The organism is Pantoea sp. USHLN256 (genome assembly GCF_037149875.1).
GTDB classification, from domain to species: domain Bacteria; phylum Pseudomonadota; class Gammaproteobacteria; order Enterobacterales; family Enterobacteriaceae; genus Pantoea; species Pantoea nemavictus.
The window spans coordinates 80,948-104,002 of the sequence record NZ_JBBCQO010000009.1 but is presented as its reverse complement, the minus strand read 5'-3'; the positions used below and the strand labels follow the sequence as shown (position 1 = coordinate 104,002).

At 55.7% G+C, this 23,055-nt stretch carries 27 protein-coding genes; 11 read left to right on the top strand and 16 right to left on the bottom strand.

Annotated features, from left to right (window positions below):
* Nucleotides 1-21: 21 nt before the first annotated feature.
* The 4 genes from WFL93_RS19305 to dolP are packed head-to-tail and all read left to right on the top strand — an operon-like array spanning nucleotide 22 to nucleotide 3,594.
* The gene (locus WFL93_RS19305) at nucleotides 22-2,052 is read left to right on the top strand and encodes a penicillin-binding protein activator (protein WP_336778808.1); all 2,031 of its coding nucleotides are present in this window, start codon (nucleotides 22-24) and stop codon (nucleotides 2,050-2,052) included.
* On the top strand, nucleotides 2,010-2,405 hold the full coding sequence (locus WFL93_RS19300) for a YraN family protein (RefSeq protein WP_007890353.1): 396 nt from the start codon (nucleotides 2,010-2,012) through the stop codon (nucleotides 2,403-2,405). The genes WFL93_RS19305 and WFL93_RS19300 overlap by 43 nt, the downstream gene beginning before the upstream one ends.
* A gap of 14 nt (nucleotides 2,406-2,419) precedes the next feature.
* Nucleotides 2,420-3,007: a DnaA initiator-associating protein DiaA gene (gene diaA, locus WFL93_RS19295; RefSeq protein WP_007890352.1), complete on the top strand. Its 588-nt coding sequence runs from the start codon at nucleotides 2,420-2,422 to the stop codon at nucleotides 3,005-3,007.
* Nucleotides 3,008-3,021: 14 nt separating this feature from the next.
* The gene (gene dolP, locus WFL93_RS19290; RefSeq protein ID WP_007890351.1) at nucleotides 3,022-3,594 is read left to right on the top strand and encodes a division/outer membrane stress-associated lipid-binding lipoprotein; all 573 of its coding nucleotides are present in this window, start codon (nucleotides 3,022-3,024) and stop codon (nucleotides 3,592-3,594) included.
* Nucleotides 3,595-3,635: 41 nt separating this feature from the next.
* Here the strand turns inward: dolP and WFL93_RS19285 are convergent, their stop codons facing one another.
* Complete coding sequence (locus WFL93_RS19285; protein WP_049850543.1) at nucleotides 3,636-4,337, bottom strand: pirin family protein; 702 nt, start codon at nucleotides 4,335-4,337, stop codon at nucleotides 3,636-3,638.
* Nucleotides 4,338-4,466: 129 nt separating this feature from the next.
* Here WFL93_RS19285 and WFL93_RS19280 point away from each other — a divergent pair, with 129 nt between their 5' ends.
* On the top strand, nucleotides 4,467-5,366 hold the full coding sequence (locus WFL93_RS19280; protein WP_007890349.1) for a LysR family transcriptional regulator: 900 nt from the start codon (nucleotides 4,467-4,469) through the stop codon (nucleotides 5,364-5,366).
* Between the two features lie 149 nt (nucleotides 5,367-5,515).
* Here the strand turns inward: WFL93_RS19280 and WFL93_RS19275 are convergent, their stop codons facing one another.
* The 11 genes from WFL93_RS19275 to pmbA form a co-directional block, all read right to left on the bottom strand.
* A complete protein-coding gene (locus WFL93_RS19275; protein ID WP_336778807.1) occupies nucleotides 5,516-7,426 on the bottom strand; it encodes a BglG family transcription antiterminator in 1,911 nt (636 codons plus the stop codon).
* Nucleotides 7,427-7,449: 23 nt separating this feature from the next.
* Nucleotides 7,450-8,187, bottom strand: a complete 738-nt coding sequence (dagF, locus tag WFL93_RS19270; protein WP_007892194.1) for a 2-dehydro-3-deoxy-phosphogluconate aldolase — start codon at nucleotides 8,185-8,187, stop codon at nucleotides 7,450-7,452.
* Nucleotides 8,184-9,305 carry a DgaE family pyridoxal phosphate-dependent ammonia lyase gene (locus tag WFL93_RS19265; protein ID WP_336778806.1) on the bottom strand — a complete coding sequence of 374 codons (1,122 nt, stop codon included), beginning with the start codon at nucleotides 9,303-9,305 and terminating at the stop codon, nucleotides 8,184-8,186. Before WFL93_RS19265 ends, dagF begins: the two co-directional genes overlap by 4 nt.
* A complete protein-coding gene (locus tag WFL93_RS19260; protein WP_336778805.1) occupies nucleotides 9,289-10,422 on the bottom strand; it encodes an amidohydrolase/deacetylase family metallohydrolase in 1,134 nt (377 codons plus the stop codon). The genes WFL93_RS19265 and WFL93_RS19260 overlap by 17 nt, the downstream gene beginning before the upstream one ends.
* 98 nt (nucleotides 10,423-10,520) lie before the next feature.
* Nucleotides 10,521-11,168: a DUF4310 family protein gene (locus WFL93_RS19255; RefSeq protein WP_007892191.1), complete on the bottom strand. Its 648-nt coding sequence runs from the start codon at nucleotides 11,166-11,168 to the stop codon at nucleotides 10,521-10,523.
* Between the two features lie 12 nt (nucleotides 11,169-11,180).
* A complete protein-coding gene (locus WFL93_RS19250) occupies nucleotides 11,181-11,957 on the bottom strand; it encodes a DUF4311 domain-containing protein (protein ID WP_007892190.1) in 777 nt (258 codons plus the stop codon).
* Nucleotides 11,958-12,013: 56 nt separating this feature from the next.
* Nucleotides 12,014-12,310 carry a DUF4312 family protein gene (locus WFL93_RS19245; protein WP_007892189.1) on the bottom strand — a complete coding sequence of 99 codons (297 nt, stop codon included), beginning with the start codon at nucleotides 12,308-12,310 and terminating at the stop codon, nucleotides 12,014-12,016.
* Nucleotides 12,311-12,312: 2 nt separating this feature from the next.
* On the bottom strand, nucleotides 12,313-12,675 hold the full coding sequence (locus WFL93_RS19240) for an SFCGS family glycine-rich protein (RefSeq protein WP_085982498.1): 363 nt from the start codon (nucleotides 12,673-12,675) through the stop codon (nucleotides 12,313-12,315).
* Nucleotides 12,676-12,726: 51 nt separating this feature from the next.
* A complete protein-coding gene (locus tag WFL93_RS19235; RefSeq protein WP_007892186.1) occupies nucleotides 12,727-13,065 on the bottom strand; it encodes a glycine dehydrogenase in 339 nt (112 codons plus the stop codon).
* Nucleotides 13,066-13,328: 263 nt separating this feature from the next.
* Complete coding sequence (gene cybC, locus WFL93_RS19230; RefSeq protein ID WP_007892184.1) at nucleotides 13,329-13,718, bottom strand: cytochrome b562; 390 nt, start codon at nucleotides 13,716-13,718, stop codon at nucleotides 13,329-13,331.
* A 72-nt stretch (nucleotides 13,719-13,790) separates the two neighbouring features.
* Nucleotides 13,791-15,131, bottom strand: coding sequence for a metalloprotease PmbA (gene pmbA / locus WFL93_RS19225; RefSeq protein WP_007892182.1), 1,341 nt, complete (start codon nucleotides 15,129-15,131; stop codon nucleotides 13,791-13,793).
* A 116-nt stretch (nucleotides 15,132-15,247) separates the two neighbouring features.
* On the opposite strand from pmbA, the gene yjgA reads away from it, so the two are divergent.
* Complete coding sequence (gene yjgA / locus WFL93_RS19220; RefSeq protein WP_049851252.1) at nucleotides 15,248-15,790, top strand: ribosome biogenesis factor YjgA; 543 nt, start codon at nucleotides 15,248-15,250, stop codon at nucleotides 15,788-15,790.
* Between the two features lie 146 nt (nucleotides 15,791-15,936).
* Here the strand turns inward: yjgA and mpl are convergent, their stop codons facing one another.
* Nucleotides 15,937-17,292 (bottom strand): UDP-N-acetylmuramate:L-alanyl-gamma-D-glutamyl-meso-diaminopimelate ligase, encoded by a 1,356-nt coding sequence (gene mpl / locus WFL93_RS19215; protein ID WP_007892179.1) that lies wholly within the window; start codon nucleotides 17,290-17,292, stop codon nucleotides 15,937-15,939.
* A 166-nt stretch (nucleotides 17,293-17,458) separates the two neighbouring features.
* Here mpl and fbp point away from each other — a divergent pair, with 166 nt between their 5' ends.
* Nucleotides 17,459-18,466 (top strand): class 1 fructose-bisphosphatase, encoded by a 1,008-nt coding sequence (gene fbp / locus WFL93_RS19210; protein ID WP_007892178.1) that lies wholly within the window; start codon nucleotides 17,459-17,461, stop codon nucleotides 18,464-18,466.
* Between the two features lie 28 nt (nucleotides 18,467-18,494).
* Here fbp and WFL93_RS19205 read toward each other — a convergent pair whose 3' ends face one another.
* Nucleotides 18,495-18,773: a helix-turn-helix domain-containing protein gene (locus WFL93_RS19205; protein ID WP_007892176.1), complete on the bottom strand. Its 279-nt coding sequence runs from the start codon at nucleotides 18,771-18,773 to the stop codon at nucleotides 18,495-18,497.
* 91 nt (nucleotides 18,774-18,864) lie between these two features.
* Here WFL93_RS19205 and WFL93_RS19200 point away from each other — a divergent pair, with 91 nt between their 5' ends.
* Nucleotides 18,865-19,140: a helix-turn-helix domain-containing protein gene (locus WFL93_RS19200; protein WP_007892175.1), complete on the top strand. Its 276-nt coding sequence runs from the start codon at nucleotides 18,865-18,867 to the stop codon at nucleotides 19,138-19,140.
* 83 nt (nucleotides 19,141-19,223) lie between these two features.
* Here WFL93_RS19200 and WFL93_RS19195 read toward each other — a convergent pair whose 3' ends face one another.
* Complete coding sequence (locus WFL93_RS19195; RefSeq protein ID WP_180823704.1) at nucleotides 19,224-20,783, bottom strand: methyl-accepting chemotaxis protein; 1,560 nt, start codon at nucleotides 20,781-20,783, stop codon at nucleotides 19,224-19,226.
* Nucleotides 20,784-20,955: 172 nt separating this feature from the next.
* Here WFL93_RS19195 and WFL93_RS19190 point away from each other — a divergent pair, with 172 nt between their 5' ends.
* From WFL93_RS19190 to ppa, 3 genes are all read left to right on the top strand, one after another.
* Nucleotides 20,956-21,372 carry a lysozyme inhibitor LprI family protein gene (locus tag WFL93_RS19190; protein ID WP_007892170.1) on the top strand — a complete coding sequence of 139 codons (417 nt, stop codon included), beginning with the start codon at nucleotides 20,956-20,958 and terminating at the stop codon, nucleotides 21,370-21,372.
* A 72-nt stretch (nucleotides 21,373-21,444) separates the two neighbouring features.
* Nucleotides 21,445-21,894 carry a DUF441 domain-containing protein gene (locus tag WFL93_RS19185; RefSeq protein ID WP_007892168.1) on the top strand — a complete coding sequence of 150 codons (450 nt, stop codon included), beginning with the start codon at nucleotides 21,445-21,447 and terminating at the stop codon, nucleotides 21,892-21,894.
* 100 nt (nucleotides 21,895-21,994) lie between these two features.
* Nucleotides 21,995-22,525 carry an inorganic diphosphatase gene (gene ppa, locus WFL93_RS19180; RefSeq protein ID WP_007892166.1) on the top strand — a complete coding sequence of 177 codons (531 nt, stop codon included), beginning with the start codon at nucleotides 21,995-21,997 and terminating at the stop codon, nucleotides 22,523-22,525.
* Between the two features lie 171 nt (nucleotides 22,526-22,696).
* On the opposite strand, the gene WFL93_RS19175 is transcribed toward ppa, so the two are convergent.
* Nucleotides 22,697-23,053 carry a gamma-glutamylcyclotransferase family protein gene (locus WFL93_RS19175; RefSeq protein ID WP_180822565.1) on the bottom strand — a complete coding sequence of 119 codons (357 nt, stop codon included), beginning with the start codon at nucleotides 23,051-23,053 and terminating at the stop codon, nucleotides 22,697-22,699.
* Between the last annotated feature and the right edge of the window lie 2 nt (nucleotides 23,054-23,055).

Sequence of the window (23,055 nt, the reverse complement as noted above, 5' to 3'; positions counted from 1 at the left end):
AAAAACATCACTGGATACAGTATGCTTCCTTCAAAAGTCGTACGTCATAAAGCAGGACGCTTAGTACCTGTTCTTCTCGCTGGGCTGATTTTAGCCGCATGTAGTGGTCAGGGACCGCAACAAACCTCTAACGTCAATATTCAGGGTCCTGCGACAGGCCGATCTGACTATTATCTGCAGCAGGTGCAGCAAAGCAGCGATGATAGCAAGACCGACTGGCAATTACTTGCCATCCGTGCCCTGTTGAAGGAAGGAAAGTATCCGCAGGCGGCGAATCAGCTCAATCAACTGCCGCAGCAACTGAGTGATGTGCAACAGCAAGAACTGCTACTGCTGCGCGCACAGATGCAGATTGGCCAGCAGGATTACAGCGGTGCGCAGCAGCTGCTTGGCCAGGTGAAAAGCGGCGACTTATCGTCAGATCAGCAGGTGCGCTACTACGCGCTGCAAATCGCAGCCGCACAAAATCGTGCGTCGCTCGCGCTGCTGCGCGCCTATATTGCTCAGGAACCGCTGCTGAAAGGGGCCGATCACCTCAGCAATATTGATGCGACCTGGCAAGCGCTGACGCAGATGACTCAGGATCAAATCAACAGTCTGGTCATCAATGCGGATGAAAACACGCTGCAAGGCTGGCTGGATCTGCTGAACACCTGGCGCGCAAACAGCCAGGATCCACAGATGTTGAAAGCGGCGATACAGGACTGGCAAACGCGTTATCCGCAGAATCCGGGTGCGAAAACCCTGCCAACCCAGCTTAGCCAGGTACAGAATTTCACTAAAGCCTCCACCAACACCATTGCCCTGCTGCTGCCACTCAACGGCCAGGCGCAAGTGTTTGCTAACGCGATCCAGAAAGGCTTCACCGATGCCCGTAATGGCGTGCTCAATGCGCCTGCGCCACAAGCGGCCCCAGCACCTGCCGCAGCCGATGCCAATGCTCAACCTTCCGCTGACAGTAATACCGAGGCGAACAGCGTGGTGAGCCCAGCCATGGCGGGTAACACACCGCAGCAAACTGAACAGCCGCAGCCTGCCGCTCAGCCCGCAGCAGCCCAGGCCGACAGCAATGCGCAGGTGAAAGTGTATGACACCAGTAGCCAGCCGATAGCCCAGGTCATGCAGCAGGCCCAGCAGGATGGCGCCACACTGGTGGTTGGCCCGCTGTTGAAAAACGACGTGGAACAGGTGGTTAATAGCCAAACGGCGCTGAACGTATTGGCGTTGAATGAGCCAGAACAGATCCAGAACCATCCGAATATTTGTTATTTTGCGCTTTCTCCTGAAGACGAAGCGCGCGATGCCGCGCACCATATCTACGATCAGGGCAAACGTCAGCCGCTGCTGCTGGTTCCACGTAGCAGTTATGGCGACCGCATCAGCAAAGCGTTTGCGCAGGAGTGGCAAAAGCTGGGTGGTTCAACCGTGCTGCAGCAGCGTTTTGGTGGCGTGGCAGAACTGAAACAAGGTATCAATAGCGGTGCAGGTATCGCGCTAAGCGGTACGCCGTTGACCGTTGAGCCAGAGCAATCACAGGGTGTAGCGATTGCCGGCCTGACGATTCCGGCCCCACAAGCTAGCGCACCGGCGCCCACCGCCGATACCAGCGGCGGTAGCGTAGATGCGGTGTACATTGTTGCCAGCCAGGATGAACTGCAGCTGATCAAGCCGATGATTGCGATGCGCACCAGCAGCCGTAACAATACCGCGCTGTACGCCAGTTCACGCAGCGCGCAGGCCGGCGCTGGACCCGATTTCCGTCTGGAGATGGATGGTTTGCAATTCAGCGATATTCCGCTGCTGTCCGGCAGTAATCCGGGTCTGATGCAGCAGGCGGCGAAGTCGTTTAACAACGATTATTCGCTGGTTCGTCTCTACGCGATGGGCATTGATGCCTGGACGCTGGCGAATCACTTTAACCAGATGCGTCAGGTTCCAGGCTTTGCCATTGATGGCAACACCGGCAAGCTGAACGCCGACACGGATTGCGTGATCAACAGGAAGTTGGCATGGAACCAATATCGTCAGGGACAGATCGTTCCGGTGCAGTAAACCGCCAGCGTATTGGCGCTGAGCAGGAACAACTGGCGCGCCGCTATCTGGAGCGCGCCGGGCTGCAGTGGTTCGCCAGCAATGTGCACTGTCGCAGCGGGGAAATTGACCTGATTATGCGCGACGCCGATTGTTGGGTTTTTGTTGAAGTGCGCTATCGGCGCGATGCCCGCTACGGTGGTGCCGCCGCTAGCGTCACGCGTCAGAAACAACAAAAGCTGCTGCGTGCCGCCGCGCTCTGGTTGCTGGCGCGCGGCGGTAGTTTTGATACGGTGAATTGCCGTTTTGACATCATTGCCATTACCGGGCGTGAGCTGGAGTGGCTGCCCGATGCCTTTAATGCCGATGGATAGAACCAGGTGGTCTTGTGCAGGACAGAATTAAAGCGTGTTTTACCGAGAGTATTCAGACCCAAATCGCCGCAGCCGAAGCGCTGCCCGATGCGATTTCCCGCGCCGCGATGACGCTGGTGCAGTCGCTGCTGAACGGTAACAAAATCCTTAGCTGCGGTAACGGTGCGTCGTCGGCCAACGCCCAGCATTTTGCGGCCAGCATGATCAACCGTTTTGAGACGGAACGTCCCAGCCTGCCTGCGCTGGCGCTGAGCGCTGATAATGTGATGCTGACGGCGATTGGTAACGATCGTCTGCACGATGAAATTTACGCCAAGCAGGTTCGAGCGCTTGGTCAGGCTGGTGATGTACTGCTGGCCATTTCTACCCGTGGCAACACCCGCGATATCGTTAAAGCGGTTGAAGCTGCGGTTACCCGCGATATGACCATCGTTGCGTTAACCGGCCATGACGGCGGTGAGCTGGCGGGCCTGCTCGGTCCGCATGATGTGGAAATTCGCATTCCATCACATCGCAGTGCCCGCATTCAGGAGATGCATATGCTGACGCTGAACTGCCTGTGCGATTTGATTGATAACACTTTATTCCCACACCAGGAATGACTGAAGGAGCTCAAATGAAAGCATTGAACGCTGTCGCCATTCTCTTAACCGCCCTGCTGCTGCAAGGCTGTGTCGCCGTGGTCGCAGGCAGTGCTGCCGTGGCCACGAAAACCGCCACCGACCCGCGCACCGTGGGCACGCAGGTGGATGACGGTACGCTGGAGCTACGCGTCACCAACGCGCTGGCAAAAGATGAACAAATCAAAAATCAGGCACGCGTGGTGGTGACGGCCTATCAGGGCAAAGTGCTGCTGACCGGTCAATCACCGACCCCAGACCTGGCGAGCCGCGCTAAGCAGATCGCCATGGGCGTAGATGGCGCCACCGAGGTGTACAACGAAATCCGTAGCGGCCAGAAAGTCAGCTTCGGCACTTCGTCGTCAGATACCTGGATCACCACCAAAATCCGCTCACAGCTGCTGGGTAGCGATCAGGTGAAATCATCCAACGTGAAAGTGACCACCGAAAACGGTGAAGTGTTCCTGCTGGGTCTGGTAACAGCACAGGAAGCGCAGGCAGCGGCGGATGTCGCCAGCCGAGTGAGCGGCGTGAAGCATGTCACCACCGCATTCACTATTCTCAAGTAAGCGTTAAAGCAGAACATCAGGGCGACTTCGGTCGCCCTTTTTTATGCCGGAAGATCAATCACCAGCGCGCGCAGCGGCGTTTTGGCCTGCAAACTGATCTGATGCTCATCACTGAGAAACGCCCCGTCACCGCAGCTCAGCGGCTGCTGATTGGCGCTGCTTGCCTGTACGTCCAGCGAACCGTGAATCGATTGCAGATAAGCACGCGGCCCATGTAGTTTCACGGTGAACTGCTCGCCAGGCGCTAACGTCACCTGATGCACCCACACTTGCTGTCGCAGTTGCAGGCTGCCATGCGCGCCATCGGGTGAGGCGATCAGCACGCTGGTTTGCTGCGATAAGTCGAGTTTTTGCAACAGCGGATTTTCACGCTCCGGGCAAGCCGCTAACCACAGCTGCATGCGGGTTAACGGGCGATCTTTACTGATATTGATTTCGCTGTAGTTCACGTTCTGACGGGCAGAAAGCAGCATCGCCTCGCCTTCACGCGCGATGAGATGATTGCCTTCGCTATCGCGATACTCGGCTTCACCCTGCAATACCAGATTCAGCACATCGACCTGCGGATAGCTGCGCGGTTGAAACGCGGCGCCCGGTGCCAGAATTTCCTGGTTAAGCACGCGCAAAGACGCGTAGCCCATTAATTTTGGATCAAAATAGTGGCCAAATGAGAAGCTGTAGCGCGCCTGCAACCAACCGAAATCGGCCTGGCCACATGCGGACGCGCAGCGGGTTGTCATCATGATAATCCTCCGACGCGCTGCGGTGAGAGTCGACCGCAGGCTTGATGAGATCATGGTAAAAGTCTGGACGCCGGATTGTAAGCCAGTTAATCTGCCTGGCATGTTCAAATTTACTGACAGAGAATCGGCATGGCAAAAGACCGCGCGTTAACACTCGAAGCTTTACGTGTGATGGATGCGATTGACCGTCGTGGCAGTTTTGCCGCTGCGGCCGATGAACTGGGCCGCGTCCCTTCCGCTTTGAGCTACACCATGCAGAAGCTGGAGGAAGAGCTGGATGTGGTGCTGTTTGACCGCTCAGGTCACCGCACCAAGTTCACTAACGTCGGGCGCATGCTGCTGGAACGTGGTCGCGTCCTGCTGGAAGCCGCCGATAAACTCACCACCGATGCCGAAGCGTTGGCACGCGGTTGGGAGACACATCTCACCATCGTTGCCGAGGCGCTGGTTCCCACCGATCGTCTGTTTCCCTTAGTCGAGAAGCTGTCAGAAAAAGCCAACACGCAGATTTCGCTGGTCACCGAGGTGTTAGCGGGTGCCTGGGAGCGGCTGGAGCAAGGGCGCGCGGATATCGTGATTGCGCCGGATATGCATTTTCGCGCCTCGACCGAGATCAATACCCGCAAGCTCTACAGCATTATGAGCGTGTATGTTGCCAGCCCGGATCACCCGATTCATCAGGAAGCGGAACCGCTCTCCGAAGTGACGCGCGTGAAATACCGCGGCATCGCGGTGGCAGATACCGCACGTGAACGTCCGGTGCTCACGGTGCAGCTGCTGGATAAGCAGCAGCGCCTGACGGTAAGCAGCATGGACGATAAACGTCGTGCGCTGTTAGCCGGTTTGGGCGTCGCGACCATGCCGTATCCGATGGTGGAGCAGGATATTGCGGAAGGCCGTTTACGTGTGGTGAGCGCGGAGTATACGCGTGAAGTAGACATAATTATGGCGTGGCGCCGTGACAGCATGGGCGAAGCCAAAGCCTGGTGTTTGCGCGAGATCCCCCGGTTGCTGGCGAAACGCGGTTAAGTAGGTTCTGGCTGTCCCCCTCCTCGGTCCTCCCCCATAAATGGGGGAGGAAGATGCTGCCATATGTCAGTGCTGAAGCTGCATGTGGCAGCGTCTCCTTCCCCCGCTTGCGGGGGAAGGCCGGGATGGGGGACGGCGGGCACAATCCCTCACAACCGGCTCAAACAATCGATCGCCACCGCTTTAAAACTGACAAAATCGGCGCAATCACGCAGACGCGCCATCGCCCTTTCGCGCAGGAAGGTGACGAACAGATCGTAAATCGCCATTGCCTCTTCATATTCGCTCTTGCTGATCGCCAGCAGGAAAATCACCGATGCCGTCTCCTCGCCCCAGCTTACGCCGTGCGGGGCCAGTACCGTGTACACCACGGTTTTCTGCGCCAGTAAACCCAATGAGTGCGGCAGCGCAATGCCTTCGCCCAGCATGGTACTGACGATCGCTTCACGTTCCTCAACCGACGGAAAGAAATCCGCATCGACATAGCCTTCAGCTTGCAGCTGATCGCACAGCAGACGGAACAGATCCGACTGCGCCATCGGCTTATCCAGCACCATAAAGTGCTGCGCGTCGAAGTACTTCTCCAGCATGTAAGGACGCGTACGATCCACCAATACCAGCTTGCCAAGCTGCTCAAGCTGGAATTCAGTGGGGAATGGCGACATCACGGCAATCGGCTTGTTCTTCTCCGTCAGCCGCGCGGTAGAGATCACAAAGTCTTCATCGATATGCTGGCGCAGCTCATAGTCGCGCTGTGATAGCCGCGCTGTCACCACCAGCTGCGGATACTTACGCAACAGTAGCGCTTCAATCATACGCAGCGTCGAGTTGCCGCTGTCGCACACCAGCAGCACCTGCGGATGGCGCTGATAGCCGACGTCATAATGCCGCTCCAGCCCGACGCCGATATGCAGCACCAGGAAACCGATTTCGTTCTCACTAATGGTGTAAGGCGTGTATTTTCCCCAGCTGGTCACTGCTGCCAGCGTCACATCGTAGGCCATCGGATAGTGCTGTTTAATGTTGCTCAGCAGCGGATTGGGAATATGAATCTGATAACGCACCCGGGTGATCATGGTTTTGATATGAGTGAGCAGATCGGCGCGTAGCTGCTCATCGTGCTGCAGCCGATAGTTGTAATGGGTATTGATGTAATTCAGCAGGTAATCGACCAGCGCATCAGCATCATCGGCGTTGATGGTGCTGGGTGCCAGCGCCTGAATCTGACGCGCGGCGATGTTGACTCGCAGCCAGTTCTCTTCCGCCTGTGAAATCGGCTTGCCGACCAACGGACGCATCAGATTGATCAGATCCTGCGCCGCGTCGCGCACTTCGTCGCCCACATCTTCCGCGCCCGGATCGTTGAGCGGGAAGCCTTCGCTGATGCGTCGCACTGCCACCGCGCAGTAGATTTGCAGATAGCGATCGCCCTCATCACTGAGGCGAATGGCATGTTGGGCAAAGCACTGCTGCAGCAATGGTTCAAGCTGGGCCAGAATGCCGCTGTGCAGCGCTTCCACGGTCAGCAGCGGACTGTCTGGCGTCTCCTGGTCGATTTGCCACAGCAAATCAGTTAAGCAGGTGCGGATTGCAGCCTCGCTACCAAACAGCTTCATGCCGTAATGCGGTTTGGTTTCAATATTGAGGTGATAGCGGCCCAGCCATTCGCGTACTTCCGCCATGTCGCTTTGCAGCGTGGCGCGGCTGACAAACCACTCTTCCGACAGATCTTCCAGCTTGATGGAATAAGCGGCGGTGAGGAAGCGTGTCAGCAGATAGCGCACCCGCTCCTGTGAAGTGCGCGGCACCCGCAACGGCGTGGCGCTCTCTTCCTGCAGCCGGCCAAAACGCGCCGCATCGTCAATTTTGAGCTGATATCCCGCGCCGCGCGCCAGCACAAACTGGGCGCCGTGCTGCTCCAGCAGCGCGTTTAGCGCGGTGATATCGGTGCGCACCGTGCGCGTTGAAACGGAAAAGCGGCGTGCCAGCTCATCCTGCGGCAGCGTTTCATTTTGCAGCGCAGCGAAAAGCTGGGTCAGACGCTGATTGGGAAATCTCACGGAGCTCACCTGTTACTCATTTGTTACAGCAGTTTCTTGCACGTTGCCAGAAGCTGACGCACATCGTCAATGCGCGTGTCGCCCGTTGCGCTATCGATAATCGAACTGTAGACGTGCGGGATCACTTTGCTGACGCCCGCGTCGAGCGCGATACGCACAATCTCTTCGAAATTAGCGAGGTCGATGCCGCCGGTTGGCTCCAGCCAGAAGTCGTGACGCGCACAGGCTTCCGCCACCGCGCGATACTCATTCACCGCTTTCAGGCCGCCCATCGGGAAGTACTTCACCGAGCTGCCGCCCATGTCCTGCAGCATGGCGATGGCGCTATCAATCGGCACAATCGCGTCGGTGCCCTGCGAGCTGCGCGGACCGGTGGAGATTTTTACCAAGCCCGGCGTGCCGGTAGGTGAAATCAAGCCATTCACCACGGTTTGGCTCTGGCCGAGCAGCGCACGGCTGGTCGCCACGCCGGTGAACACCTGATTAACGTGCTGCGGCTGCAAAACTGCCGAGATTTCACTCACCATCGCCGACTGATTCGGATCGCCTGCGCCTAAGCCCACTGACAGCGCATTGTCGATCAGCGCCGCGTACTCGCGCATGTCGGCAATCGCTTCTTCATTGCTGGCGTAGTTTTTTGACAGCACGCCAACCAACACATGACCTTCGGCAGCCTGCCAGATTTCATGCGCATTTTGTTTCGAACCGGCCAGCACGTTCAGGCACAGGCGGCCCTGATAGAAATTTGGGTTGAGACTCATGCGCGCGCTCCTCCGTTGATCAACGCCTGGATAGCGCTAAAGATGATGTGTAGCTGATCGGCGCTGACGCTGCGCACATCGGCTTCGATAATGCCTTCATTGGCTTTGTAGCCACGGAAATAGATGGCGATGTCGCCGGTTTTCAGCGCCTGCACCAGTTCGCCGGTGGGCCAACCGGTGACCGCTTCATCGAACTTAATTTCGGCACGCGCGATATCGCGTCCCGCCGCATCCCACACCACGCGTGCGCTTACGCCGTTCAGGGTGTTGAGGTTATCGATAAAGGGCGTCATGTTAGCCACCATCTCGGCACCGGTGGTTTTCGGCTGCACCAGATAGTTTTCAATCGCTTGTGTCAGACCGAGGATGCCCTCTTTGCCGACTTTCATCGCGCGGCCAATGCCGTTGCTTTGACGCTTCACCCACTCAACGTACTGCGTGCGGCCAATCACCAAACCGCTGGTTGGCCCTTCAATCGCCTTGGCACCGCTGTAAATCACCAAGTCAGCGCCCATTTGGTAGTAGCACTGCAAATCTTCCTCAGCTGCCGCATCGACGATCAATGGGATACCATGTTGGCGCGCCACGACCGCCGCCTGCTCCACACTCAGATGGCTTTTCTGCACACAGTGGTGCGATTTGATATACATCAGCGCCGCCGTGGTCGGCGTAATCGCGGCCGCCAGTTGCTCTGGCGAACATTCGTTGCTGTAACCGGCTTCGATCAGGCGACCGCCGCCCAGGGCCACCATGGTGCCAACCGGTGCGCCAAAGTTCACGTTGTGCCCTTTTGGCACCACGATATCGTGCGGTACGTTGAGCGGCGCGGCGTGCAGATTTTCCAGCAGCCAGTCATTGTCCTTAACGATCACCGCCGCCACGCTCTGCGCGATGCCCGCTGAGGCGCACGACACCACCACCGCGTTTTCCACCTCCAGCAGTTTGGCGATGTAAGCGCCGGTCTTGTTGACCAGATCTTTCATCTCAAAGTAGTGATTCAAGCCATAGCTAACGGTATCAACCACATCAGCAGATGGCGTGGAAACGCCGAGAATCGTCATACGGCCAGACGCATTGATGACCTGTTTCAGGTCATATTTTTCATAAATCGAAGACATGATTGGCTTTCCCTTCATCAGTCAAATGCCAGTGACCCGCGATAACCACGGCCAGTGGCAGCACATGTTGCTCACCCAAAACCTGTTCGCCTTCAGCATCGACGAACGGGCGGGTTTCCTCTTTGACGGTAAAAATGGTCAGGTCGGCGTCATAACCTGCGGTTAAGCGCCCTTTGCCCGTCAGGCGCAGGCCCGCGGCAGCATTCGCGGTAACGCACGCGATAATTTGCGGCAGCGTCATGCCAATGCTGAAGAATTTCGACATCACGTGCGCCAGGCTATGCACCGGGCCGTTAATGCGGTTGCGGCAGTATATGTCGGAGCTGATGGTGTCGGGCAGAATGCCCTGCGCGATCGCCTGACGCGCGACGTCGAAACTGAAGCTGGCTCCGCCGTGGCCGATATCCAGCTTCACGCCGCGCGCCATCGCGTTTTTCACCGCTGCTTTCAGCTCACCCTGCGGCGATAAGATGCGGTTTGGTTTGCCGTTGAAGCAGTGGGTAATGATGTCGCCAGACGTCAGCAGATCGGCGATCTCCTCCAGCACCGGCGGATTGTTGCCGATGTGCACCATCAACGGCAGATTACCCGCCGCCTGCTGAATGGCTTTGGCGCGCACCAGCGGCTGAATACCGTTTTCGCCTACCACGCTACTGCTCATACGCGCTTTCAGGCCGACGATAAAGTCGGGGCGACGTTTCACCGCCTGTACCACCGCATCGCCATCGATCTGCGCCATATCGGCCAGCTCGTTTTGCGTCACAATGCCGGTGCGGGAAATGTTGATCAGCGCGCGTACTTGGGTGGTCGCCGAACGCGTGAGCTGGTAAAAGTCGTCGATGTCATCGGCGCCGGTGCTGCCGGCGTCGACTACGGTGGTAACGCCTTGCGCTACGCCAATGGTATCGGCATCGTCGTGATAAATCGGGGATTTGGGATAACAGTGCACGTGGCTGTCAATCCAGCCAGCGCTGACGTAGTAGCGTCCCGCGAGATCGCGCTCCTGCTGTGCCGCGCCGCTCACTTCGCCGACGGCGGCAATTTTGCCGTGCTGAATGGCGATATCCACCAGCTGTTCGTCGCACAGTCGTGCGCGGCGCAGAATCAGATCAAACATGCTCACTCCTCTCATACAAACGCTCATATCGTAGCGGCGCGATTTATCGCGCAATAAATTGCGCCGCTACAGATGTGTGGGTCGTTAGAATTACGGCATTACAGCGAAATCGGGAACATCGCACCCAGCGCCATCGCGCCAAGAATCGCGCCGCCGGTAATTGGCTTATTCCACAGGTAGAACAACAGCGCACCCACCAGCGAACCGAGACCGATGGGGATCGACGCGGCCATTGCGGAGAGGATAATCAATGGCCCAAGGAAGCGACCTGACGCGTTACCCGCGCCCATCATTACGTCTGCGCCGTAGGTTGAGTCGCTCTGGTTGATGGTGAACTTACGCGCCAGGATGATCAGATAACCAATCGCTAAACCCACCACCAAACCGGTTGCCAGTGAGGCGGCAAAGTTCGCCACCGGAAACACGATACCGGCACCGAGCAGCAGCGCCGGCACGCCAAGGCCGACGCCGGTCTGGATCGCGCCGCCAATATCGAGAATCCCCACCAGCGAACCTTCGATAATGCGCGCGAACAGGAAGCTGGCGCCAAACGCCGCGACCGCGCCGTACACGCCGGTTTCCATACCGGAACGCAGCATCGACACAAACGCCACTTCGTTAAACGCACCGATACCGTACAGGTAATACATATGCGTACCGGCAAACACGCCGGATGAGAGCAGGCCAACAAAAATCGGGAAAGACCAGTCGGCGTACCAGAACCCTTTGTTTTCGTTCTCGTTCATGCTGATGGCTCCTTATTTGCCGCTGACGCTGTTGTGGATCATATCCAGCCAGCCCGGAATACCCAGCTGGAAGGATTGCAGCAGTTTCATGTCGAAACCGCGGAAGAAGCCGCTCAAAGCAAACAGCAGCACGATGGCGAACATCATTACTTTGGTGACTTTGTTCCAGCCGCTCTCTTCCACGCCTTTACCAATCAGGATGCCGAGCACCAAACCTGGCACTGCGTTACCCATGATCAGCTGCGCCAGACCACCAAAAATGGTCGCCCAGAAGCCTGATTTCTTACCGGCATCAATGGCCGCCAGCCAGAAGATGACCGGCATCACGGTGTTCACCAGCAGGTTAGCCGCGGGCACCAGCACTTTGACTGCCGTAACCTGCAGCGCCGCCGGAACCGCTGATGCGGTGCTATTCAGGAAGGCCACCACAATCATGCCGATGATGCCGCAGGCGATTGCCATGCGTTTCGGGTTATGCAGGGTTTCTGCCACGTTGCGATTTTTCACCATCAATGCCGCCGCGCCCCAGTTCGGCAGAATGCGGTGATCGACGTCCTGCGTGAAGGAGCCTGCTGCTACAGATGATGCCCAGGCGTTAAAGAAGAAGCCGAGACCAAAGGAGAAGTGCGATGCCGGATCGCCTTCACAGGAATTGAGTTCACCCAGGGTACGAAATGCGCCCATACCTTGGGTGGTCGGTGCGTGGAACATGCGCGCTGCGCCCGCTCCTACTCCGACGCCAACCAATCCACCAATGATTAACGACTTAAACAAAATGATTAAAAACATATTGTTGACCCTTTGTTGTCGTTTTTACCCTACACATGCGATGTCGGGCGGTTCTTTTAGGTCGCCGTAAATTCAACCTTCTCGGTGTCGATCACGGTGACGCTAACGGTAATCTCCAGCTCAACGCTGTAATTCCGTCGCTCGCGCGCGAGGAAGAAGAACAGAAACTTCTCCTTTCGCACACTCTCCTGCGCGCGCAGCACCCGCACATCCATGGGTTCAATGCGCAACAGAATCTTTTGGCTGGTGCGCAGCACTTGCTGCTGCACCTTACTCAGCGCATCGGCAAAGGCTTTTGCTTTACTGTCGCCTTTGCCCTGCACCGTTACCTGGGTCTCGTATTGCTGTTTCATACTTAGCTGCCGTATTTTTTGTTCCAGGCCAGCACCAGACGCTCACCCAGCTCTTCTTTATCCATAAAGCCGAAGCCCAGCACGGTGGCACCTTCGTTGATGGCGGTGACGCCTTCGTCAATCGAACGCATACCGTGTTTAGCTTTGTAGCCATATTTGTTCTGCGCGGTAATCGCACCGGCGCCGCCGCTGCCGCAAAAGGAGATGCCGAAATCGGCGTTTTCGGCTTTCATCACGTCACCCAACTTCATGTCGGCTGCCACGCCTGGGACGACTACCGCACGACCACCGGCTTTTTCGATACCCGCCGCTACTTTCTGACCTTTACCCAGACGATCGCCAATCACTACAGTTACCATGTTCAATTCCTCTCGATTCACGCTTCATTCGCGCTGTAAGCGCGTCATTCGCTTAAATTATGCTTCGTTGGATTTCGCCACTTCGATATGGACCGATAACAGCCAGGCTTCCTCTTTTGGCAGATTGCCAAACAGATCAACGACCTGCTGCGCCAGCGCCATGGTTTCCGGCGAGATATCTTCAAACAGTTCAGCTTCCACCTCTGGCAGCGCTTCTCCCGTCAGGGAGCGCGATGCCATCGCACGGACATGTGAAGCCAGCATCTGCTGTTGTACGGCGTTGGCTTCGATATGGTGCGCGGCGTAGATTGCTGCAATTTGGCTTAACACCTTATCCGCCAGCGCCTGAATCGCTTCCGGCGTGCTCTGTTTCAGCGGGACAGCTTCACTCCTCACCTTGTTACTCCTGTTTACAGCGGACAATTACAGATAATTCGCGTTGAAAAGAAATTACGCTTTCCACTACAGGCTGTTGAGACGCATCTTTTCCACCTCAAAGTGGAAATCCCACGGGCGAGTGTGCGTCAGATCTCAGGACGCACAGAGTGTGCGAGATCGGTCACAAAATGCAGGATGTGAGGGATTTATAGCGACTAAAGCGGTGAAACGGACAGGGACGGTGGGAAGAAATAAGGCCAGCCACTGGGCTGGCCGGGTTATCAGCGGAATTTCTTATGGTTGGCGTTGCGAATATCTTCCAGTTTCTTCGCTTCGGTTTTGGCTTCATCCAGCTTGTTAGCTTGCGCCAGCTGATCAACCACATCGATCTGTGCAATCAGCGAATCCAGGCCGGCATGATAATCCTTGATCTCCGCGCTATCGGCAGCCTTTCCTTCCAGTTTCTCTGGCGTAGACTGTTTTGCATCCGTTGCCGCCTGGCGCATTTTGCCCAGCGCGGTATGCATCTCCTGCGCGTCAGAGGTTTTCTTTACCACGCTCAGACCATCCTTAAGCGCGTCCATATCTTTTTCTAAATCGGCCGCAAACACGCTAGCCGAGGAGAACAACAGCGACAAAGACAACATTGCAATCACATGCTTATTACGCATTGGTATTTCCTTTTATTATTGTCGGGCCAAAAAAAAGCAGCCTCATGGGCTGCTTTCAGGAAGCGATGACTCTTATTGTCCGGCGATTTTCATCTCCGGCAGCAGCACCGAACCACATTGTATATTGCTGCGGGTTTCAATGTCGTTACCGACAGTTACCATATTGAGCCACATATCCCTGAGGTTACCGGCGATTGTGATCTCGCTCACAGGGTATTGAATCTCACCGTTTTCGACCCAGAAGCCTGACGCGCCGCGTGAATAGTCACCGGTCATGCCGTTGATGCTGGAACCCATCATCTCGGTGACCACTAAACCGGTGCCCATCTGCTTCAGCATGTCGTCAAAGCTGTGGCCCTGACCGGCAATGCGCCAGTTGTGGATGCCGCCGGCATGACCGGTGCTTTGCAAGCCCAGCTTACGCGCCGAGTAGCTGGTCAGTAGCCAGTTTTGCAGCACGCCATCTTTAATGATGTCACGCGATTGGGTGCGCACACCTTCGCTGTCGAACGGCGTGGAAGCCAATCCTTTCAGCAGATGTGGGTGCTCTTCAATCGTCAGCCACTCTGGCAGAATCTGCTTACCGAGTGAATCGAGCAGGAAGGTGGATTTACGATAGACGCTGCTGCCGCTGATCATGCCAACCAGATGGCCAAACAGGCCGGTCGCTACTTCCGGCGCGAAAATCACCGGCGCCTTCATGGTGGAGAGCTTGCGCGGTGCCAGACGTGCCAGCACACGACGGGCGCACTCTGCACCGACCCAATCTGCGCTTTTCAGATCGTCAAACGAGCGGCCAATGGTGTACGCGTAATCGCGCTCCATATTGCCGTCCTGCTCAGCAATGACGCAGCTGGAGAGCGAATGGCGGCTCGAGCAGTAGCTCTGCAGCATGCCGTGGCTGTTACCAAAGACTTTGATACCGACGTGGCTGTTGAAGCTGCCGCCTTCGGTATTGGTGATGCGCTTGTCGGCCTGCAGTGAAGCTTGCTCCGCCTGCGCCGCCAGTTCGATCGCGCGATCGGCATCGATCTCCCACGGGTGGTAAAGATCGAGATCCGGCGCGTCAAATGCCAGCAGATCCGGATCGGCCGGTGCGCCGAACGGATCCACCGAGGTGTAGCGCGCAATATCGATCGCCGCCTGCACGGTGCGTTTGATGGCATCCGGGCTGAGGTCGGTTGAGGAGGCGCTGCCTTTACGATTTTGATGGTAGACGGTGATGCCAAGCGCACCATCGCTGTTGAATTCGACGTTTTCCACTTCGCCATAGCGGGTACTGACGCCGATGCCGGTGGTTTTCGTGACCGCCACTTCAGCGCCATCGGTGCTGGCTTTTGCCAATTCCAACGCCTGCGCGACAGCCTGTTCCAACACTTTACGTTGTTCTGCAACCTGAGTAGATACGTTCATCGACCTGCCGTCTAATCTTAAGTATGAATGAATTGAGTCTATCAGACTCAGAGAACAATTTCGCAGTCGCCCGATAAACTGGTAGGATTAGCCTCTTTTTTTTAGGGAGCCATGAGATGACCAAGCAGCCCGAAGACTGGCTCGACGATGTGCCGGATAATAATGACGAAGAAGATGAAGAGATTATCTGGGTCAGCAAAAGCGAAATTAAACGCGATGCCGAAGAGCTAAAACGCCTTGGCGCCGAGCTCGTTGACCTGGGGAAAAACTCGCTCGACAAAATCCCGCTCGACGAACAACTGCGCGACGCGATTGAACTGGCGCAGCGTATTAAGAAAGAAGGCCGTCGCCGTCAGCTGCAGCTGATCGGTAAGATGCTGCGCTCCCGTGATGAAGATCCAATTCGTCAGGCGCTGGATAAGCTGAAGAACCGTCACAACCAACAGGTTGCGCTGTTCCACAAACTTGAGATATTGCGCGATCGTTTAATCGAGAAGGGTGATGATGCCGTAGCTGAGGTGTTTAACCTCTATCCGCATGCCGATCGTCAGCAGCTGCGCAGCATGATCCGCAACGCGCAGAAAGAGAAAGCCGCGAACAAACCACCAAAATCCGCCCGCCTGATTTTCCAGTATCTGCGCGAGCTGGCAGAAGCTTAAGTTCTCTGCGCTTTTCCCCTCACCCTAACCCTCTCCCGCAAGCGGGCGAGGGAATGTTTAGGTGGAGCTTCATTGTCACATCGGAGCTCGATCGGCCCCTTCTCCCGCAGGCGGGAGAAGGTTGGGATGAGGGGAAACCCGCACAATTACCGCCCTAACCGCTCCAGCAGTTTCTGGTGAATACCACCAAACCCGCCGTTACTCATCACCAGAATTGAATCGCCTGGCTGGGCTTTTTTCGCCACCATCTCGACCAGCGTATCGATATCCGCACTCCACTGCGCCGGTTGGATGCATGCTTCTGCCACATCGGAAACCTGCCACGGAATATGGTGCGGCTGGAACAGGAACACTTCATCTGCACGGCCCAGCGAAGGCGCTAGCTCATTCTTGCTCACACCCATCTTCATGGTATTGGAGCGCGGTTCGAGTACCGCCAGAATGCGCGCCGTGCCGCCCACTTTACTGCGCAGCGCCGCCAGCGTGGCGAGAATCGCGGTTGGATGGTGAGCAAAATCGTCATACACCTTGATGGCATTCACTTCACCACGCAGCTCAAGGCGACGCCGGGCATTAATAAAGCTGCTCAGCGCTTCACCGGCATCCACCGGTTTCACACCGACATGACGTGCGGCCGCAATCGCCATCAGCCCGTTATGCATGTTGTGTTCGCCCACCAACGCCCAGTTCACTTCGCCGACTTTCTCGCCGTCGAGCCAGATTTCCCAATGTGAGGAGTCGGGCGTCAGCTTTTTCGCCTGCCAGTGACCGTTATCGCCAACGGTTTCCTGCTCGCTCCAGCAGCCCATCGCCATCACTTGCTTAAGGTTGTTATCGTGTTCCGGCAGCAGGATTTTTCCCTGGCCCGGCACGATGCGGATCAGGTGATGGAACTGCTTCTGGATCGCACGCAGATCGTCAAAAATATCCGCGTGATCGAATTCGAGGTTGTTGAGGATCAGCGTGCGCGGGCAGTAATGCACAAACTTGGAACGCTTATCAAAGAACGCGCTGTCGTACTCATCCGCTTCGATGACGAAGAATGGACTTTTTCCTAATTTTGCCGAAACGTCGAAGTTTCCTGGCACCCCACCGATGATGAAGCCGGGTTCAAGGCCGCAGGCCTCGAGAATCCACGCTGCCATGCCGGCTGTGGTGGTTTTACCGTGCGTTCCGGCTACCGCCAGCACCCAACGATCGCGCAAGACGAAATCGTGCAGCCACTGCGGGCCAGACAGGTAAGGAATGTTGCGCTCCAGCACCGCTTCGACACAGGGATTGCCGCGCGTCATCGCGTTACCAATGATCACCAGATCCGGTTGATGGTCAAGCTGGCTGGCATCGTAACCTTCTGTCAATTCAATGCCTTGCTGCTCCAGCAACGTGCTCATCGGCGGATAGACATTGGCGTCTGAGCCGGTCACTTCGTGTCCCAGCGAGCGTGCCAGCATCGCCAGTCCGCCCATGAAAGTGCCACAAATCCCGAGGATGTGAATACGCATAAAGAGATCCATTACTCAAAAGTTCGGCGCACAGTGTAACGCCGAGTTGAAAGGGAAGAAACGGATTAGGACTATGGTTTTTAAAGTTCAATCGGCTAAACTGCGCTCATACGTTGGTAGCTTGTTACAGCTGCTGCCACTCCATCGTAGATGCAGGGAATGTGTTATGAAAACGTTAGGCGAATTTATCGTCGAGAAGCAACACGACTTTCCACACGCCACAGGTGAACTGACGGCGCTGATTTCTTCCATTAAGCTTGGCGCTAAAATTATCCACCGCGACATCAATAAAGCGGGTCTGGTGGATATTCTGGGTGCCAGCGGCGTGGAAAACGTGCAGGGCGAGCAGCAGATGAAGCTCGACCTGTTCGCTAACGAAAAGCTGAAAGCCGCTTTGAAAGCGCGCGGAGTGGTGGCCGGTATCGCGTCTGAAGAAGAAGACGAGTTCGTCATCTTTGAAGGCTCAGAGAATGGCAAATACGTGGTGTTGATGGATCCGCTGGATGGCTCTTCGAACATCGACGTTAACGTTTCCGTCGGGACCATTTTCTCCATCTATCACCGTATCAGTGAGCCAGGCACGCCAATCACCGAAGCCGATTTCATGCAGCCAGGCAACAAACAAGTTGCTGCGGGTTACGTGGTTTACGGTTCTTCAACCATGATGGTGTATACCACCGGCGTGGGCGTGCATGCGTTTACCTACGATCCGTCGCTCGGTGTGTTCTGCCTGAGCCACGAGCGTATGACCTTCCCGGAGAAGGGTTACACCTACTCCATCAACGAAGGTAACTACATTCGCTTCCCGCAGGGCGTGAAGAAATACCTGAAGTTCTGTCAGGAAGAAGATATCGCCACTAAGCGCCCATATACCTCACGCTACATTGGTTCACTGGTGGCCGATTTCCACCGTAACCTGCTGAAAGGCGGCATCTATCTTTACCCAAGCACTGCCAGCCATCCGCAAGGTAAGCTACGCCTATTGTATGAATGCAACCCAATGGCATTCCTGGCAGAGCAAGCGGGTGGTAAAGCCAGCGATGGCGCCAATCGCATTCTGGATATTCAGCCAGAAACCCTGCACCAGCGCTGCCCGTTCTTCTGCGGCAACGACTCAATGGTCGGTGACGTTGAACGTTTCATCCGTGAATACCCGGACGATCATTCAGCGTAAGCCATGGTCACGCTGTGCAAAGCCCGCCTTAGTGCGGGCTTTTTGTTTTCATATTTCTGATCTTTGCCTGCCGATTAATAAGCGCGCCGTCCTCCGCATAATATCGACTTGGCCAGATTTCGGCGGGCGGAATACCAATCGCTTCGGCAATTAATAATTCCCCTTTGGGCCACGGCCGCACTAATGCATTGGCGAGTGTGGTGGAGCATAAACCGGATTGTCGTGATACTGCCGCCATTGAAGTTCCTTTCTTTCGCAGGGCAGCAATAATATCGGCGGGGTGCCAGTCTTGTTTTGAATTATTCACGTCACTCTCCTTAGTCCGCTTATCTGTTCAATTAACGATACTACGTTACTCGTAGTATCTGACAAGCAGTAAATCTACGATTCTCGTAGTCATGAAATCGACCTGCCCTCTCAATCAAACCTTCCAGAAACGCCTGAAACAAGCGCGTCTGGCTAAAGGCTTGTCGCAGAAAAGATTGGGAATTGCCGCAGGAATTGATGAGTTTGTTGCCAGTACGCGAATTAATCGTTACGAGAAAGGAATTCATCAGGCTGATTTGGATACAGCGCAGCGATTGGCAGAGGTGCTTGACGTCTCACCCTCCTATTTTTATGAAGAAGATGATGAGCTAGCGGAAAAGATTCGCACGCATCAAAAGAATAAATAAAGGCTTATTAATGTGCCGCGTATAAATATGCGCGGCAATAAGTTGATTATTAGGTCGCTATTTCTAGCGACCTTATTGTTTTATTACGCCGCAACCACGCGGAATTGTGCCATTGATTCCTGCAACTGCTGCGACTGCGCTTCCAGTGATTGTGTAGCAGCGCTGGCTTCTTCAACTAACGCGGCGTTCTGCTGCGCAGCCTCATCCATCTGCGTTACCGCCTGATTCACCTGTTCGATGCCACGACTCTGCTCTTCCGACGCGATGGAGATCTCTTTCATCAGCGTGGTGACGCGCATCACTTCACTGGAGATCTCATCCATGGTTTCACCGGCGCGGGTGGCCATGTCGCTGCCCTCTTTCACCCGCGTTTGTGATTCCGCAATCAGCTCACGGATCTCTTTAGCCGCGGTCGCGCTTCGGCCCGCCAGCGTGCGCACTTCATTGGCGACCACGGCAAAACCGCGCCCTTGCTCGCCCGCTCGCGCCGCTTCAACCGAGGCGTTCAGCGCAAGAATATTGGTCTGGAAGGCAATACCGTCAATCACGCTGAGGATGTCACCGATGCGGTTAGAGCTTTGGGTAATCTCCTGCATCTTCTCCATCACGTAGCCGACGACTTCGGCACCGCGATCGGCGCTGTCGGAAACATTGCTGGCGAGTTGATTGGCCTCTTTGGCATTGCTGGCGTTGAGGCGCACGGTGGCGGTCAGTTGCTCCATGCTGGCGGCGGTTTGCTCCAGCGAGGCGGCCGACTCTTCGGTACGCTGTGAAAGATGCACGGTGCCCGCCGCCAGTTCGCGGCTGCCGACATCAATTTGCAAGCTGGCTTCGCGCACCTGGCTCACTGAACTGCTCAGTGCCAGCTGCATGTTGGCCAGTGCCTGATTGAGACGGCCCAACTCGTTCTTTCCGGCAGCAGGCAGCGGCTGCGACAAATCACCCGCGGCAATTTGCTCCAGATGCAGAATCGCGCTATCGAGAGGACGCAGCAGCAGACGACGCAGCAGCTGCCAGGCCAGCGCAATCAGCAGCAATGTCAACGCCACTGAAACACCAATCAGTATCTTCAGCTGCAGTTCATTGTGTGCCGCCTGCGCCAGACGCGCCGCAGAGACTTCATTGGCATAAACGCTGAAATCATTGACGGCTTTAGAGTAGGTGGCTGCCAGCGCCGATTGTTTGCCTTCCAGCACTTGATAGTATTCGTCGGTGTACTGCTTCTTCAGGGCATCAATCATTGGCGTGATGCCCTCTTTCTCGTACGCGCCATAGGTTGTGACCACCGCATCGGCCAGCGTTTTTCCATGTGCCGTCACCGTTCCGGCATCGACAAACGCTTTTAAATACTGGTGTGAACTCTCTACCGCCGCCTGAGTTTGTTTGGTGACGACATCACCCTCATCCAGTAAACCAATTTCAATTTTACGCACCGCCAGCGCGGCGTTGGCGCGAGCGCGCATCAGCTCCGAACGGCTTTGATACAAACTGTTGAGCTCAACCCCTTGAATGCGGTTGAGTGCATCCAGTGATTGATTGCCTGAGTTAATCGCAGAGATGCCCATAGCGCTCACCGCCAGCAGCAGCAGCGTCATAAATGCCAGGAGCGTGAGTAATGCAGTACGAATTGATAGCTGTTTAATCATGATTATCCCCGTTTGCAAGAAAAGGCAGAAATCCGCTGGCCCTAAAACGGAGAGATTATCGGCAGTTGATCGCAGAAACTTTATCCATTGTTGATGGTCAATCTGCTGACGATCACTTACGCTTCATTTTTACTGAAGTCCGCTGCCACAAAATTTAAGGATTGAAACGATGAAAACATGGCTTCCGATCGCGTGTTTACTGGTCAGTGGTTTTGCCACGGCACAACAAACCTCCCCCATCGACCAGCAGCTAGACCAGTGTATGAACCGGGAATCCACCACGCTCGCCATGTCGCAATGCTATGACACGGCCAATAAAGCGTGGGATAAGGAGATGAACGCGCAGTACACCCAAGTGATGAAAAAATTAACCGGTGAACCAAAAGACAAATTGCGTAGCGCCCAGCGTGCATGGCTGGCTTATCGCGATAGCTGGCTGGATGCCAGCCGCAGCTATTTCCTCAGCAGCCAGGGCACCATGGCGGCACTTTCCGTCGGCGCGCAGGGCGTGAGCCTGGTACGCAATCAAGCGCTGATGTTGCAATCAATTAACAAAGGCAGTTGCGCCAACCCCGACGATTGTTGATTAATGGGGGCGTTAAAAAAACGCTGAGCGCTGGCACTTGTCAGCGCGCCCATCGATCTTCAGGGAGAAACCATGGCTGCCTATGCCTCCACCATCATTCTTGTTTGCCTCGCCGTCCTCAGCTATTTCGTGCATAACAGCGCCGTTACCATTTCGATACTGATCCTGCTGGCGATCAAGCTCACGCCGTTGTCGCAGTTCTTCCCCTATGTGGAGAAGCAGGGCATTCAGATCGGCATTATTATCCTTACCGTCGCCGTAATGGCACCGCTGGCCAGCGGCACGCTGCCGGCCTCTTCGCTGCTGAAATCCTTCGCCAACTGGCAATCCATCGTGGCGATTGTGGTGGGCATTTTTGTTGCCTGGCTGGGCGGTCGCGGTGTGAACTTTATGAGCGTGCAGCCGTCGGTGATTGGTGGACTGTTGATTGGTACGGTGATTGGCGTCGCCTTCTTCCGTGGCGTGCCGGTTGGACCGCTGATTGCTGCCGGCATCGTCTCGCTGTTTGTCACCGCGAAGTAGCGGGTTGGAGCATTCCGAAACGCCAAAAAGGGGGCATACTTTCAGAGTCAGTTGGCTATAATAGCCGTCACTCAACATATGACTAATGAAGGAAAGCCAGATGAGTTTGAACCAGGTGCCTGCAGGTAAAGAGTTGCCAGAAGATATCTACGTTGTCATTGAGATCCCGGCTAACGCCGATCCGATCAAATATGAAGTCGACAAAGAGTCTGGCGCCCTGTTTGTAGACCGTTTCATGTCTACCGCCATGTTCTACCCGTGCAACTACGGCTACATCAACCACACCCTGTCTCTGGACGGTGATCCGGTTGACGTGCTGGTGCCAACCCCGTATCCGCTGGTGCCGGGCTCAGTGATCCGCTGCCGTCCCGTTGGCGTGCTGAAAATGACCGACGAGTCTGGCGAAGATGCCAAACTGGTTGCGGTTCCGCACACCAAGCTGAGCAAAGAGTACGATCACATCAAAGATGTGAACGACCTGCCAGAACTGCTGAAAGCGCAGATCACCCACTTCTTCGAGCACTACAAAGATCTGGAAAAAGGCAAATGGGTGAAAGTTGACGGCTGGGACAATGCAGAAGCGGCGAAAGCTGAAATCATTGCTTCCTACGAGCGCGCCCAGAAGAAATAAGCTTTTTCTGTCACGCATAAAAAAACACCGTCCTATGGACGGTGTTTTTATTTGTGCTATCCCCCTTCATACTTCAAGCTGCAGGTGCGTTGGCTGCTTTCGCTCACCCGAATCGCTTACTTGAGTAAGCTCATCGGGATTCTCTCGTTTGCCGCCTTCCTGCACCCTGAATTATTTTGGGTGACTTTCGCCATCGCGCCTTAGCCAGTCGCCGCTCGCGATACGCGTGCGCCCGGTTATCGAACGCTGATAGACATACAGCCAGGCACTGCCGTAAGGCGTCTGAATAAGCTGGCGTTTGTATTCGCCATTCTTGGTACGCAGGGCATCAAGCTCGCCGAGCGTGCTGGCGTCAATGCGGTACACCTCGCAATAGACGCTGCCTTCTCCTTCCACCACACCCGGATAGTGACCAAGATTGTAGAGATCAAACCCTACAATCTGATGGTCGCCGAGCCACTGCGCATTCGTCATCCAATGACTGTTTCCCTGTTTGCGCCGTAAACTGCCATAGACAATTATTCGCATTG

Excerpts from the sequence above, each read along its gene's own strand:
- WFL93_RS19250 (WP_007892190.1), bottom strand. The coding sequence starts at position 11,957 with ATGTTTTTAATCATTTTGTTTAAGTCGTTAATCATTGGTGGATTGGTT.
- dagF (WP_007892194.1), bottom strand. The coding sequence starts at position 8,187 with ATGAGTCTCAACCCAAATTTCTATCAGGGCCGCCTGTGCCTGAACGTG.
- WFL93_RS19300 (WP_007890353.1), top strand. The coding sequence starts at position 2,010 with ATGGAACCAATATCGTCAGGGACAGATCGTTCCGGTGCAGTAAACCGC.
- WFL93_RS19265 (WP_336778806.1), bottom strand. The coding sequence starts at position 9,305 with ATGTCTTCGATTTATGAAAAATATGACCTGAAACAGGTCATCAATGCG.
- WFL93_RS19190 (WP_007892170.1), top strand. The coding sequence starts at position 20,956 with ATGAAAACATGGCTTCCGATCGCGTGTTTACTGGTCAGTGGTTTTGCC.
- WFL93_RS19285 (WP_049850543.1), bottom strand. The coding sequence starts at position 4,337 with ATGATGACAACCCGCTGCGCGTCCGCATGTGGCCAGGCCGATTTCGGT.
- ppa (WP_007892166.1), top strand. The coding sequence starts at position 21,995 with ATGAGTTTGAACCAGGTGCCTGCAGGTAAAGAGTTGCCAGAAGATATC.
- WFL93_RS19245 (WP_007892189.1), bottom strand. The coding sequence starts at position 12,310 with ATGAAACAGCAATACGAGACCCAGGTAACGGTGCAGGGCAAAGGCGAC.
- yjgA (WP_049851252.1), top strand. The coding sequence starts at position 15,248 with ATGACCAAGCAGCCCGAAGACTGGCTCGACGATGTGCCGGATAATAAT.
- WFL93_RS19280 (WP_007890349.1), top strand. The coding sequence starts at position 4,467 with ATGGCAAAAGACCGCGCGTTAACACTCGAAGCTTTACGTGTGATGGAT.
- WFL93_RS19175 (WP_180822565.1), bottom strand. The coding sequence starts at position 23,053 with ATGCGAATAATTGTCTATGGCAGTTTACGGCGCAAACAGGGAAACAGT.
- pmbA (WP_007892182.1), bottom strand. The coding sequence starts at position 15,131 with ATGAACGTATCTACTCAGGTTGCAGAACAACGTAAAGTGTTGGAACAG.
- dolP (WP_007890351.1), top strand. The coding sequence starts at position 3,022 with ATGAAAGCATTGAACGCTGTCGCCATTCTCTTAACCGCCCTGCTGCTG.
- mpl (WP_007892179.1), bottom strand. The coding sequence starts at position 17,292 with ATGCGTATTCACATCCTCGGGATTTGTGGCACTTTCATGGGCGGACTG.
- WFL93_RS19255 (WP_007892191.1), bottom strand. The coding sequence starts at position 11,168 with ATGAACGAGAACGAAAACAAAGGGTTCTGGTACGCCGACTGGTCTTTC.
- cybC (WP_007892184.1), bottom strand. The coding sequence starts at position 13,718 with ATGCGTAATAAGCATGTGATTGCAATGTTGTCTTTGTCGCTGTTGTTC.
- fbp (WP_007892178.1), top strand. The coding sequence starts at position 17,459 with ATGAAAACGTTAGGCGAATTTATCGTCGAGAAGCAACACGACTTTCCA.
- WFL93_RS19200 (WP_007892175.1), top strand. The coding sequence starts at position 18,865 with ATGAAATCGACCTGCCCTCTCAATCAAACCTTCCAGAAACGCCTGAAA.
- WFL93_RS19185 (WP_007892168.1), top strand. The coding sequence starts at position 21,445 with ATGGCTGCCTATGCCTCCACCATCATTCTTGTTTGCCTCGCCGTCCTC.
- WFL93_RS19305 (WP_336778808.1), top strand. The coding sequence starts at position 22 with ATGCTTCCTTCAAAAGTCGTACGTCATAAAGCAGGACGCTTAGTACCT.
- WFL93_RS19260 (WP_336778805.1), bottom strand. The coding sequence starts at position 10,422 with ATGTTTGATCTGATTCTGCGCCGCGCACGACTGTGCGACGAACAGCTG.